Below are 14,058 nucleotides of genomic sequence, written 5' to 3'. Positions count from 1 at the left end.
AATAAACGAAGGTTTATACAAAATTCAAGAATGAAAACTTAGTCGTCCATTACTTTATTGTAGCCATAACTATCTGTCCCATATACTTGAAAATTGGGTACGTCTGGAAGCTTGTATTCAACTAACCCTTCTGCCGTTGAATACACATCAACTCCTGATGGAGCCACCCTAACATGATTTGGTGTACAGCGAGCCACAACAGAAAACCGTGAATCATCATTACTGGTGTTTGGATATGAAGCATGCATATTCAAGGAGGAAAAAATCAGGCATTCACCAGCCTTCATATGGAGGTCAACAACTTTAAACTTATCAAAGTAGTCCTCACCTAACAGCTCAACTGCTGTACGAAAAAGTAGTGTACTCTTAACAAAAATAGTTCCATAGAGCGCTATCTTGAGCAACGCATATAAATGAGAAATAGAAAATGGCAACAATGACAAGTAAAAGATTTGATTGTCCTGAACATAACCATAGAGATAATCCATCCGAGCGTCGCCCATTGACCCCGGCAATATACGCAAACAACCATTTTTCTCCGTGCAGTCTGTAAGCGCCACCCAGGCGTTCAACTGGATAACAGCTGGGTCCATCTTCTGGCTTGGCTGTAACTTGGCATACTTCCCTGTCTCTCGGAAAGTAGCATTTTGATGCCATATCGTCCCCCTTGCACCAGGGAACTTATGAAACATTTGGCTCCGCCAACACATAACTTCATCACCCAACAAGCTAGCTAGGCGCTCGGTTATTTGCGGCCTGCGAAATAGTACTCTTAGTGACTTTATTCTCAATGCCTGATAAAGCCCGGCCACCTCTATCGACCACTGATCGTGCCTTTCAGCAATGTCTTTAACTTTTTCGCTCATGTAATTTTTCCCATGAAAATCACATGAAAACTCGTCCAGTAGCTCACCCCTAAGTTGCTCTGCCTCACTTTTAGAAATAACCTGAAACGGAGGCAGATAACCATTCTTCTCAAAAAAGTCTAAATCTTTTTCATTGAGAAAGCAGCCCCCCTCCTTTGGCCTATCCAGCTTATCTCGAGAAATAGTTACAGTCAGGTTTTTAAGTGAATCCAGATCATCAAGCAATCGTTTTTTCTTTTTCCCTTGCCATGGCAGAACAAATACTTTATGAAGCATTACCAATGCCACCATCACCCATACCCGCAGGGATTGCAGACTTGTAATTTCAAATCCACCAGCAACCTCCTCTATAGAGCCAAATCCTTTAAGCATTTCCGCCAAAGTGCCCTTTTTCATAAGCATTCCGACTTATAGTTACCAACGAAAATGAAACCCCATAATTTCTAATATCAGCCAGAGAAAAATGGTTAAGGCTGTTCCGCTGGAGTATTTATATTCATAGGTTCTGGAGTAACCAGATTCCACCAAAAATCAAACCTATCCATAAGGGAAAGCAATACCTTTAATTGCCCCACATCCCCATCAATTTTCACCGCACCTTCACTCAGTTTTTCCTGTATAGAGGATGCCCCCAGGATAATATCGTTGAGATCATTGCGATTAATAGTAACGAAGCTTTGGGGCTTTTCTATTGGCGGGCCGTAGTTGAGCACAGCATTCTCAAGCACAAGAGAGTACGCTTCCTGTATGTCCGGCAAACTAATATTGATAGCAATCTGCTTCCCGGTGGCCTTGGGCCCATTTAATCGAATTCCCAAATAATCAAAAATAAGCACAGTAGGCATACTGCGGATGGTATCGGCACTGGCAGTTAATGGCACTGGCAATCGCTCTATACCATCACGCAATTCCCTGGCACCACTTAAAAAAAAGTTCCTCCAGGTACCATTCTCTTGTTGGTAACCCATCTGTTCCAGCGCATTCGCCAGCAGGTCACGGGCAGCGCGGTTGTTGGGCTCAGCGGAAACCAGCTTGTCCAGCACTTCCGCCACCCAGCGGTATTCTCCAGCCTCATAATCTTTCTTGGCTTGCTTTATGAGATTGGCCGCACCCCCCATATATTGAACGTATTTTTTTCCCGCCGCCGTGGGTGGCATTGGATAGAGCCGCGCTGGATTTCCATCGAAGAACCCAAGGTAATAATTCCAGACCGCTCGGGTATCGTGATTGACACTGCCATAATATCCACGATTGGCCCAGTATTGGGAAAGCTCTGGGGGTAGCTGCATTAACTCGGCAGTCTGGACCATGTTATAGCCGTGATTGGCCAGTCGCAGGGTCTGGTCATTGAGGTACTTATATAGGTCGCGCTGCTTTTTCAAATGGTTGACGACCTTCTCCTGCCCCCAGGTGGGCCAGTGATGTGGAGCAAAGAGCACCTCCGCCTGCCCCCCCCAACGCTGAAGTGTCTCATTGAGATAGCGAGACCAGGCTCGGGCATTGCGCACCTTGGCGCCACGCAGGGTGTAAAGGTTGTGCAGTGTGTGAGTGGCATTCTCCGCAGCAGTAAGCGCCTTTAATTCGGGAATATAAAAGTGCATTTCTGCTGGGGCCTCGGAGCCCGGTGCCATCAAAAACTCAAACGTGAGGCCATCAATTTTTCTTGTTTCACCAGTTTTACTGATCGTATCGGTAGGCTCAATCAGAGTGACCGTACCTGTGGACGTTTCCAGCCCCAAGCCCGATCCCAGAGTACCCATTGGGCCTTTGGGTATAAGGTTGCCATACATAAAACTGGCACGGCGCGCCATATGATTACCGGCAAACACATTTTCACTGACCGCCTCAATTAAAAAATCTTTGGGTGCGATCACTTTCACCCTGCCAGATTTTACTTCCTCTTCATTAACAACCCCACGCACACCGCCGTAATGATCGACATGGCTGTGAGTATAAATCACTGCCACTATCGGTTTATGCCCTCGGTGCTCACGATATAAATCCAACCCGGCTTTTGCGGTTTCCGTAGAGATTAAGGGGTCCATAACAATGACCCCAGTATCCCCCTCAATAAAAGTGATATTGGAGAGATCCGCACTGCGCACCTGGTAAATTCGCGGTATCACTTCATAGAGACCGCCCTGGGAGATTAACTGAAGCTGGCGCCAGAGACTGGGGTTAGCTGTGGCAGGGGCTTGTTGGTCATTGGCGAATTGGAAGGCCTGCAGGTTCCATACCTGATCACCTTTTTCATTCTTGATAATACCGTCATTCAAAAGTGGGGCAATAAATCCCCTTTTTACATCAGCAAAATCCTCCCGATTGGCAAAGGGCAACTCTTTCAGTACCGCCTGATTTTCTTTTTTTGTAATTACGCTGGCAGGCTTTGGCTCGTACGCCAACAGTAAACTGGGAATGAATAACAAAAAAAATAAGATCAGAGCGCCATTTCTAGCAATAGCACCTCGGTTTTTTTTCATTTTTCTCACCCGATATTAAATTGCGCCAAACCCTGTAGTGGATCTGCCGATTAGTAAAAAATAATGGTTGAGAGCAAAGTGGAAGAAGAGGCTCTTCTGTAGAGAATAGGAAGGATTATAGGCTGGCAGAGGAAGGTCGTTAGTCACTAGCCCCGCTATGAAAGGCGGGGCCAGCCAGGGTGTCCTGGCTGGGACACTATAAGGTGCGGCTCCGGGGGCACTGGGCAAGTCGGAAATAGTCCACCTCCCCAGGGCCACAAGTCACTGGCTACATAAATCCATCAACGCACATCGAGTAGATGCCGGGCGATAATCAGGCGTTGTATTTCGCTGGTTCCCTCGTAAATAGTGGTAATGCGTACATCGCGGCTCATACGCTCCAGCGGATACTCGCGGGTATAACCCACCCCACCGTGAATTTGTAGGGCCAGGTAGCAGGCTTCATTGGCTTTTTCACTGGCAAACAGCTTGCCCATAGAGGCCGCAGGGCCGAATGCCTGACCGGCATCTTTTTGCCATGCGGCTTGTAACAACAGCAAACGAGCACCTTCCAACTCGGTATATTTATCAGCCAGTTGCCACTGCAAACCCTGGAATTGCGCCAACTTCTTGCCGAATTGCTCGCGCTCGTGCATGTAACTGCGAGCGCAGTCCAATGCCTCAAGACCGATGCCCAGCGCTAGTGAGCCGATACCAATGCGCCCACCGGCCAACTCGCCGGCGGCAATGCGGAAACCGCGGTTCTCTGCACCCAACAGATTGGCGGCGGGGATTCTGCAATTGTCAAAGGAGACTTCATTGGTGACAGATGCCTTCTGCCCCATCTTCTCCTCGGCCTTACCGATAATCAGACCCGGTGTGCCAGCCTCCACCAGGAAGCAACTAATGCCTTTGCCTTTGGCCGCCTCGGGATCGGTTACTGCCCAAACTACAAAAATGCCAGCGAACTCAGCACTGCTGATAAACAGTTTGCTGCCACTGAGCACATATTCGTCACCGTCTTTCACGGCGCGGGTGCGCATGGCTGCGGCATCGGAACCTGACCCCGGTTCTGTCAGGCAAAAAGAACCCGCGGCATATTCACCGCTACAAATCTTGGGTAAATACTTTTGTCGCTGCTCTTCATTGCCGACGGCCTGGATGACCTCGGCCACCATATTGGTAACAGAAGTGGTCGTAGCCGTGGAACTGCAGCCGCGGGCGAGCTCGGTAATCGCCAGGCTGAAAGCTATGGTGCCGGCACCGGTGCCACCGTAGTTGGGATCGATATTGATCCCCATAAAACCCAGTTCAGCCAAGGCTTTCAGCTTGGCCAGCATCAACTCGCGGTTACCGGTTTTATCGAGCTCTGCGGCGATGGGCTTCAGTTCGCTCTCGGCAAACTGACGCGCCGCATCCTGAATCATCTGCTGCTCTTCGCTCAGTGAAAAATCCATACAGTACCTACTTTATCGTTATCGCGGTTGGATGGGCGGCACAGGGCACCGCTCACTCATAATGTTGAGGATAATAAAATCCTGGCAGACATTGGTTGCCAATTCGCCATTTTCCCCTGGGAAATCTGCAATCAATAGAAAGGTTTGCGGTGCTGGGAAGTGTTTAGGTGTGTAGCCCTGTTCGAGCTTATCCCGGAAAGATACCTAAGAGTGCTCTCTCCCCCACCGTCTCGGCAACCTTGTTTGTTTATTATCTGCCAAGTGGTGAGCGTTTCGGCCATCCTTGACCGTTCAAACGCAGGCCTAGCGCCTGGTAGTTTTACCTTTAGGCTCTGGATCAGGTACCGCCACGGCAGTATCTGTTTTTACTTCCTCCATCACCACATAGGTGTGGGTTTCCCGTACACCCGGTACCGAGGCCAGCTTCTCACCGAGAAAACGGCGGTAACCCAGCATATCCTTAATGCGAATCTTCACAAGATAATCAAAGCCGCCGGCCACCATATGACATTCCTGCACTTCCTCAAGGCCTGCCACATGCTGGTTAAAGGCCTCCAGGGCCTCGGTAGCGGTGTTATTCAACGTCACCTGGATGTATACCACCAAGCCGGCATGAACCTTGAGAGGGTCCAGCAACGCCACATAATCACGGATAAAGCCCTCTCGCTCGAGGCGCTTGACCCGCTCCAGGCAGGGGGTGGGACTGAGGTTCACACGGCGCGCCAACTCTACGTTTGGCAGACGGCCATGCCGTTGAAGAATCCGCAGTATTTGGCGATCGATACGATCCAGATCTTCCAACTGTCGAGACATTACAAAATACCCTACTGGCAATCACGCATTTAGGCGTGATATTTAACCACAACCGTCGCCAAAATGGCGATTAATTCTAAGCACTTTCGCACATAATCCGGTCTTTTATTCTGACCCTAGATATAGAGCTTGGGAGACGATATGTCGACAAACTTCGCCGGAGATCTCCAGAATGCCCGAGAGCGGGCACACGAGTATTTGCACGCCGACGAAAACCAATGTGTTAGCGAGCTCCTGGCCGCCCCCCGCCCCAGTGACGCCCTGCGCAAGAAAATTCTGAACACCTCGCGCGAGCTGGTGCGCCACTCGCGCCAGCAGCGCAGCAAGCGCGGCACACTCGATGCCTTCCTGCAGCAGTTCGGCCTTTCCAATAAAGAAGGCGTGGCACTGATGTGCTTAGCGGAATCCCTCCTCAGGGTTCCCGATGCTGATACTGCCGATAAACTGATTGCCGAGAAAGTGCATTCCGGCAACTGGTCCAGCCATCGTGGCCAGTCAGATTCACTGTTCGTGAACGCCTCCACCTGGGGGCTGATGCTCACCGGCAGCGTTGTCGAGCTGGACCCGGATATCACCGAGCGCCCCTCTCATTGGATGAAGCGCCTGATCAGCCGCATCGGCGAACCCATGGTGCGCACCTCTATGATGCAGGCCATGAAAATTATGGGCGGCCAATATGTATTGGGCCGCACCATCGAAGAAGCCCTGAAGCGCGGCCCCAAGGAAAACCTGCCCGGCACCCGCTTCTCCTTCGATATGCTCGGCGAAGGTGCGCGCACCATGGCCGACGCCCAGCGCTATTACGACGCCTATATGATGGCCATCGAAGCTATCGGCAAAGACAATAGTAAGCGCGATGTTGTCGAGGCCAACGGCATCTCTATCAAACTCTCCGCCCTGCACCCCCGCTACAGCGTATTGCAGCGCGAGCGTGTAATGGGCGAACTGCTGCCGCAGGTAAAGCGCCTGTGTGTGGCCGCCGCCAAATACGATATGGGCCTGAATATCGATGCGGAAGAGGCCGAGCGCCTGGATATTTCCCTGGATATTTTTGAAGCTCTGGCCCGCGACCCGGAACTGAAAGATTGGCAGGGCCTCGGCTTTGTTTTGCAGGCCTACCAGAAGCGTGCCCCCCATGTGGCCGACTGGTTGATCGCCCTGGGCCGCGACACCGGCCGCAAGCTGATGGTGCGCCTGGTTAAAGGCGCTTACTGGGATAGCGAAATCAAGCACGCCCAACAAATGGGCTTGAGCGATTACCCGGTGTACACGCGCAAATGCCACACCGACTTGTCCTACCAAGTGTGTGCAAAAAAACTGCTGGACGCGGAAGAAGCGATTTACCCGCAGTTCGCCACCCACAACGCCTATACCGTGGGCCTGATTTTGGAAATGGCCGGCGAGCGCACCAATTTTGAATTCCAACGCCTGCACGGCATGGGTCACCTGCTCTACGCACAGATCGAAGCCGTACACGGCAAGCGTGTACCCGTGCGGGTTTACGCCCCCGTGGGTGCCCACCGCGACCTGCTGCCCTACCTGGTGCGTCGCCTGTTGGAGAACGGCGCCAACAGCTCCTTTGTGAACCGCTTTATGGATGAAGACACACCCATTGAAGCACTGGTGCAGGATACCCTCGATTTAAGCGAAGCCTGCAACCCACTCCGCCACCCGCAAATTCCTGTACCGGAGAATATTTATATGGGCGCAGAGGCCCTGCCACGGAAAAATTCACACGGCATAGAACTGACCGACCCACTCGCAGTAGAACCCCTGCTGGAAGAAGTACAAAAACAACAGGGCAAGCACTTCCTCGGTGGCCCTATTGTTGATGGCGTAATGGGCAAGTCTGAAGAGCCGGTTTACAACCCAGCCAGCGGCGAAGTAATCGGCCATACCGCCAATACCGACAAACATTTAATTGAGCGGGCCTACGCCTCCGCCACCGAAGCGCAGATCGACTGGGACCGACAGGGTGGCAACAGCCGCGCTGAGATTCTCGATCGTATCGCCGACTTCTATGAGAAGAAAACCAACGAACTGGCAGCCATTATCTGCCTGGAAGCGGGCCGAACTCTCAACGACGGCATTAGTGAAGTGCGCGAAGCGGTAGACTTCTGCCGCTATTACGCCAATGCCGCGCGCCAACACTTTGCTGAGCCCACCGAGCTGCCCGGCCCTACCGGTGAAAAGAACCAACTGTTCCTTGGCGGCCGCGGCGTATTTGTGGCCATTAGCCCCTGGAACTTCCCCCTGGCCATCTTTACCGGCCAAGTGGTTGCCGCCCTCGCCGCCGGTAATGCCGTACTGGCCAAGCCCGCCGAGCAAACCCCAATCATCGCCGCGCACGCCGTGCGTATCATGCTCGACGCCGGCGTTCCCCCCAAGGTACTGCACCTGATTACCGGTACCGGCGCCGCCGTGGGTAAACTGCTGATCGAAGATCCGCGCCTGGGCGGCGTAGCCTTTACCGGCTCCACCGAAACTGCGCGCCTGATCAACCAACAGTTGGCCGCTAAAGAGGGCCCGATCGTACCGCTGATCGCCGAAACCGGCGGCCAGAATGTCATGGTCGTAGACTCCACTGCCCTGCCCGAGCAAGTAGTGGACGATGTAATTCAATCCGCCTTCCTGAGTGCCGGCCAACGCTGCTCCGCCCTACGTATTTTGTGTGTGCAGGACGTAATTGCAGATAACCTGCTCAATATGCTCAAAGGCGCTTGTGAAGAATTGACCCTTGGCGACCCCAGTAAACTGGAAACCGATATCGGCCCAGTAATCGACGAGAAAGCCCTGGGCTTGCTGGAAACTCATCGCGAGCGTATGGCCAAAGAAGCAAAACCGCTATTTGCCTTCGACGAAAACAAAAAACCCATCCAAGGCACCTTCTTCGGCCCGCAAGTGGTAGAAATTGAAGATTTCTCCCTGCTCAAGCGCGAAGTCTTCGGCCCCTTCCTGCACGTAGTGCGCTTTAAAGCCGAAGAACTGGAAGACGTGATCCGCCGTATCAACGCCACCGGCTACGGCCTCACTTTCGGCCTGCACTCCCGCATCGAAGGCCGCGCCGACGCGGTATTCAAGCGTGTGAACGTGGGCAACTGCTACGTAAACCGCGATATGGTAGGCGCAGTGGTAGGTGTAAACCCCTTCGGCGGCCAAGGCCTCTCCGGCACCGGCTTCAAAGCCGGCGGCCCCCACTACCTGTTCCGCTTTGCCACCGAGAAAACCAAAACCATCAATACCGTTGCCACTGGTGGTAATACGCAACTGTTTAGCTTGGGGCAGTAAGCCTTCAGAGCTGAGAGAGCGGGCAAAGCCCGCTCTTTTTACTTCAAAATCACAATCACCGACCACCCCCTCCCCACCTCACAGCCCCACCCTATTTAGCCAAACCCACAAATGTCACTGTTAAATGGCAATAATGCTTAAAACAATGTAGCTACAGCGCTGTTCGCTCGATTATCCTAAAATCAAAAGCCACGAAATAACAAGGTAACTATGCAGCTTCTTATATCCACATTTTGACGTTCGTACTAATTATGTCTTAAAGACTGAATTTTCTGGTTTTTTTCGCTAGGCCGGTAGCTTATGGTGTTGGGATATATGAATGGGGATATAATACAGCTGCTTTTGAATACACTGTTATGAATCAAAAAGGTGAATTTATGGATGAAGTTAACGGCGCAATGGAGAGTGTAAAGGTTGGTTTGTCATTACTCTCAGATGCCATTGGACTTGCCAAAAAAACTAAAGATGCTCTGCCTAATTCGAAAGATAAAGATCTAATTGATAAGGGGCTTAACGAAGCTGAAAAAGCATCGAAATTGGCAGAAGCTCAGATTGCTCAAGCTTTGGGATATAACCTCTGCAAGTGTACATTTCCTCCTCAAATAATGTTGTCAGCAGGTTACAAAGAAAATATAGAAGATTTTCGTTGCCCAAAATGCTCTAAAAGTTCTATTGCTCCAAAGAAAGTAGTTTCCAGACCTCAGACTATCAAGCCTATGGGCCCAAGGTAGAAACTCATAACAAGCACATCAACTTCGCTCCAGCCACTACGTGGCTTCCGCCGAACAGCCCACGCTTTGCACGGTCTGCCGGTTATGCAGGGCGTTATATGTATGGAAGCATCTCATGAAATTTAAAGGTTATTTTTTCATATTGATTCTGGTTGTCTCTGGCTGCACCACCTACCAGTTAGAACCCGTAGTGAAGCAAGCAACCAATGAATCTCCCATAAAAATACACTCTTATTCAATTAGTATCAGTGAAAATACAAAAGTATGGACTAGGAATGATATTCTTGAAAAAACCAAAGAATCCCTAAATACTAGCGTTAGGCTAGACTCCGTCCCAGTACACACAGCCCAAGCTAAGAGCAATTACCACCTTGATATAGATATCAAATATTGGCACGGAGGTGCAGGTGGCGATTCTTTTATTAGTGCGCTGAGCTTAGGCCTCATCCCAACTTGGGGAGAAAATAAAGACCTCTTCATATATAAATTTGACCTATATAAAAACGGAGAGCTCCATCATTCTAATACCTATTCAGTTAATGAAAAACATTATAGTCATATACTCCTACTACCTTTTACAATCATAGATTTAGTGTCGCCCAATAAACCACTTGAATACTATGTAGAGACCCTACATGCTAATAAAAACATATAACAAGACGTTCAAAATGGACACAAAAAGCCTTGCGGCTTTTCAGTCCATTTAGCTTGGCGTTATATTTAAGACTCACCCAAGCTTAGTAGACACCCCGTATAGTTAGGTTTAGGCCTAACACGGAGGAGTTCCGCAGAGAGGCAGTTAAGTGAGCAGAAAAAGCTGGAGCAATAACAGCTTCTGTGGCACGAGAGTTAGGCGTCAGCGCACAGCAGATCTACAACTGGCGTCGTCAATTTAATTGACTGTCTGATAAGCAGTTCAATAGTTCAGACGGCATCGACTATTCCAAACAGGAAAGCGCTGAAGTTCGCAAGCTCAAAAAGGAACTGCATGAAGCTCGTCCGGAGGTTGTATTTCTAAAAAGGCAGCTGCGTACTTTGCGAACCACCAAGAGTAAAGTACACACTGATACAAGAGCATGTAGGGTCAATTCCGGTTAGCTTGATGTGTCGACATTTAAAAGTCTCCAGATTGGGTTATTATCGATGGCGAGGGCGGTTGCCACATCCTCGCACGATTAGAAAGATGCTAACAATCGAGAAAACCCGAGAGACATTTGCTAAGTTTAAAGGTTGCTTGGAGACAACTCTGCAGCAGCAGAACTTCTTAAAGTCAAAGAAGCAGGTGCAGCAAAGGCGATAGGTCGCAAAGTAGCTGGATTCGATCAAGATATAAGGGACAAAGAACGCTTTGATATTGTTGTTCGTGTGAATTTCTGCAAATTCAAGAATAATGATAAGCTCAAGGAATTCCCTCTGAATACAGGCGATAAAATTCTTGTTGAGGCGAGTCCAGTAGATAAGATCTGGGGGATAGGTCTGGCAGAAGACGATGATAGATGCCAGAACCCTAATGAATGGAGAGGATTAAACCTCCTTGGTTTTGCGTTGATGGTTATTCGTAATCAGCTTAGAGGTAATGGTACATAGCAAAGTAATGATGTTCACACCGCTGCTTTGGGGTTGGGATTCAAACGTGGAGCAGCTCCGCCATTTTCGCACAGCCTTTATGCTTTATGCCTTCTTTCTTAGTGTTATTTGTCCAAAATTAATTTTAGAGGATATATTATGATAAAGCTTTCTGTCAGCATTGATGTTTCTAACCTTAAACAAGCTGAAAATTTTTATATTGAAGCTCTTGGCTGTAAAAAACTAAGAGATCAAGGTAGTATGTCTGTAATTTCTGTTGAAAATTGTGATATTTATCTGCAAGAGAAAGAAGCGGGATCAATTTCAGCTCCCACGGAGTCAGCCAAACGAAATTATTCTCGTCATTGGACCCCCATCCATATTGACTTTCTAACAGAGAACGTAGATGAAATAGTTGATCGAGTTCTTAAGCTAGGAGGGAAGCATGAAGGCGGTGAAAGTGGTGAATGGGGTTCCATTGCGTATTGTTCAGACCCTTTTGGTAATGGGTTCTGTGTAATTAATGAATAAAACATATAACAGGTACTTTGAAAATCACTCGACTAGGCTGCTCAGAATGCTTGAAACCATCTCTCATTAAATAGAGGCCTACCTTTTAAATAAGGTAGACGAAAACACCAAAAATACTGAGCGAAAAAGTATTATTGAATACTCAACAGAGTTCAAAGTTAGCGCAGTAGCTTTCACTAATCAACTGAAAGTAGAAACAACTACTATCACCAATATCATTGGCCTGCATACAGTATGATGTATAGATGGCGACAGGAGAGTAGCGAAAGCAAGGTGGTCGAGAAGCTCAGTTGTAGATTAAGTATGACGATAACAATGAAATCTTAACCTTAGAATGACGGCAAAGAAATAAAACGTCTAATAAAGCAGATTAAAAAATTACAGAAGGATAATAGTCTCCTAAAAAATTGAAGAGCGCACCTGAAATATCAAAAACTAAAAGATTTGTATTCGCTGTATCTAATCGGGGGGACTTTGGTGTCAGGAACTTGTGTAGAAATTTGAATATTAAACCTCAAGTTTTTTATAAGCGGCTTAACAGTGATGAGAGTACTCGATATATAGAAAATAGACAAATTCTAAGATGTATAGAGGCTATCTATAGCCAGCGTAAAGTATCCACAAATAGCACATTACTAAGACCGACCCTTGACAATTAGCCTCTAACGGCTGAGACAACAATATGGGGCATACTTCATCATAGTTACTGTATGCTACTGATTGTTAGCACAGTATTAAATCATATATAAGCCTAAAATTTTATGGCCGTAAATTTAGCCATCCTACCCTAGTAAATAGTAGATGATATGATTCCAACTATCCTCCAAAGAGCCTGTCAGTGCTACACCATCCTACATATTGGATCGTCCAGGACGTAAACACTAAAGCTAAGAAGACCATCGAACTACCAAAGATATGGTAATAGGAGACAAGAAATACGAGCTTAATATTCTAGATACTGCCCATAAAGTAATAGATCTTCACACTATATTCGCACAACAAAGATCGCCAAAAATGGATTGGCCTGAATAGCTCAATATGCAAAGGCCTGTATATAGAAGCCTCAAGAAGATCAGGATCACCGACACCAAACAAGAGAATATCTGGACTCAATTAATCTCACATATACAAAACTCAAATATAGCCGCTGTCTCTTTGGAAGATCATACTCGCACTCAGCCTATACGAATTTAAATAGAGACACTTTCACTACAATTATTCCGGAATTCGCGCGGTGATTGTCCAGTCCATTTTTTGAAGCTTCGAGAGAAACTACTAGTATCACAGAAACCTAGTTTATAGGCAATTAAAGTGATAGGAAGCTCATGTTGTTTAAGGTATTGAACCGCTTGATATTTACGTATTTTATCCAGAATGATCTGATAACTGGAATTTTTTTCTTTGAGTTTTCTATGTAGGCTACGACAACTAATAGCAAGTTCCCTGGCCACTGCCTCTTGTGAAAAATCTCCTGAGGGCATCAGGTCAATAAGCACTCTATTAGTCATACTGACTATGTCACTCTTCCGCAATCGCTCTAAATAACTTATCAGGGCCTGTTCATTAATGCTAACTAACTCATTGTTTCCTGAAGAGAGCTTCCGGTCAACAAACTCTTGCTTAAATCTAATCTCACAAGCATTAGCCGAAAAATTGATTGGACACCTATACATCCGTTGATGGTATTTAAGAACGGAAGGTCTCGGTCTCCGTAGATTAATAGATATTAAGTGTTGATGGACATCTGGGCATATCTTCCCAATGGACTTTATTAGCAATGCCATAAAGGCATCTATAGCATGAATACTTGGCTCATAAATAAAATCATCGACTTTTTTCCAAGATACTATAACTTGCTTCTTTTCATCATGTATATTAATTCTCATTGCGGTGGTGACCACCTCTGAAAATCGTGCTGACCTCAATAAACTTTCTCTAATGGAGCTACTCGACAAGTGAGCATAACTTAGAGCGTGAAGATTTGTATGTTTGACGTACTTAGTAACTTGCAATCCAATACAATCATCACCTGAGATAGCTTCGGCGAATTCCCATAGTTTTTTCATATTATCTAGAGGTATTCTTTGATTTGCATCCTCAATACATTTTGGGTCAATTTCTGCACACCGTAGGATTTCTTGGGCAGAACAATATGGTTTCAAGGTCTCAATAATGGGTAATACCCAGGTTGCAATGGTCGTGTGTCCATACTCAGCCATTTACACATATGTCCTAATTAGTCAAGAGATTGGCCTTATCGGCAAAGAAACCTATAAGCCAATCGATTAGCATCCACTGACTCATTTCCTTGCCTGTCAAGATTATCCTAACAATCTTGGCATGTTAA

The 14,058-nt window shown here is 47.6% G+C and carries 11 protein-coding genes; 6 read left to right on the top strand and 5 right to left on the bottom strand.

What is annotated here, in order from left to right; all coding sequences use genetic code 11:
- Positions 1–38: 38 nt before the first annotated feature.
- The 4 genes from ACJJJA_RS10190 to ACJJJA_RS10175 form a co-directional block, all read right to left on the bottom strand.
- On the bottom strand, positions 39–1,262 hold the full coding sequence (locus tag ACJJJA_RS10190) for a phytanoyl-CoA dioxygenase family protein (RefSeq protein WP_444904493.1): 1,224 nt from the start codon (positions 1,260–1,262) through the stop codon (positions 39–41).
- 71 nt (positions 1,263–1,333) lie between these two features.
- Positions 1,334–3,346: an alkyl/aryl-sulfatase gene (locus ACJJJA_RS10185; RefSeq protein ID WP_444904492.1), complete on the bottom strand. Its 2,013-nt coding sequence runs from the start codon at positions 3,344–3,346 to the stop codon at positions 1,334–1,336.
- 281 nt (positions 3,347–3,627) lie between these two features.
- A complete protein-coding gene (locus ACJJJA_RS10180; protein WP_252085529.1) occupies positions 3,628–4,782 on the bottom strand; it encodes an acyl-CoA dehydrogenase family protein in 1,155 nt (384 codons plus the stop codon).
- Positions 4,783–5,085: 303 nt separating this feature from the next.
- Positions 5,086–5,595: an Lrp/AsnC ligand binding domain-containing protein gene (locus ACJJJA_RS10175; protein ID WP_252085528.1), complete on the bottom strand. Its 510-nt coding sequence runs from the start codon at positions 5,593–5,595 to the stop codon at positions 5,086–5,088.
- 141 nt (positions 5,596–5,736) lie between these two features.
- Between ACJJJA_RS10175 and putA the strand changes: the two genes are divergently transcribed.
- The 6 genes from putA (at position 5,737) to ACJJJA_RS10145 (ending at position 11,711) form a co-directional block, all read left to right on the top strand.
- A complete protein-coding gene (gene putA, locus ACJJJA_RS10170; RefSeq protein WP_444898461.1) occupies positions 5,737–8,883 on the top strand; it encodes a bifunctional proline dehydrogenase/L-glutamate gamma-semialdehyde dehydrogenase PutA in 3,147 nt (1,048 codons plus the stop codon).
- A 377-nt stretch (positions 8,884–9,260) separates the two neighbouring features.
- Positions 9,261–9,614, top strand: a complete 354-nt coding sequence (locus ACJJJA_RS10165) for a hypothetical protein (RefSeq protein WP_444888726.1) — start codon at positions 9,261–9,263, stop codon at positions 9,612–9,614.
- A 115-nt stretch (positions 9,615–9,729) separates the two neighbouring features.
- Positions 9,730–10,269, top strand: a complete 540-nt coding sequence (locus ACJJJA_RS10160) for a hypothetical protein (protein ID WP_444904491.1) — start codon at positions 9,730–9,732, stop codon at positions 10,267–10,269.
- Between the two features lie 170 nt (positions 10,270–10,439).
- On the top strand, positions 10,440–10,514 hold the full coding sequence (locus tag ACJJJA_RS10155; protein ID WP_444905238.1) for a transposase: 75 nt from the start codon (positions 10,440–10,442) through the stop codon (positions 10,512–10,514).
- A 330-nt stretch (positions 10,515–10,844) separates the two neighbouring features.
- Positions 10,845–11,201 (top strand): riboflavin biosynthesis intermediates N-glycosidase, encoded by a 357-nt coding sequence (gene ybiA, locus ACJJJA_RS10150; RefSeq protein WP_444888724.1) that lies wholly within the window; start codon positions 10,845–10,847, stop codon positions 11,199–11,201.
- Positions 11,202–11,339: 138 nt separating this feature from the next.
- A complete protein-coding gene (locus tag ACJJJA_RS10145; protein WP_444888723.1) occupies positions 11,340–11,711 on the top strand; it encodes a VOC family protein in 372 nt (123 codons plus the stop codon).
- A 1,190-nt stretch (positions 11,712–12,901) separates the two neighbouring features.
- On the opposite strand, the gene ACJJJA_RS10140 is transcribed toward ACJJJA_RS10145, so the two are convergent.
- On the bottom strand, positions 12,902–13,930 hold the full coding sequence (locus tag ACJJJA_RS10140) for an AraC family transcriptional regulator (RefSeq protein WP_444904490.1): 1,029 nt from the start codon (positions 13,928–13,930) through the stop codon (positions 12,902–12,904).
- Between the last annotated feature and the right edge of the window lie 128 nt (positions 13,931–14,058).

Source organism: Microbulbifer mixtoriginis (SeqCode), from assembly GCF_052466865.1.
This window is presented reverse-complemented; position numbering and strand designations above follow the sequence as displayed.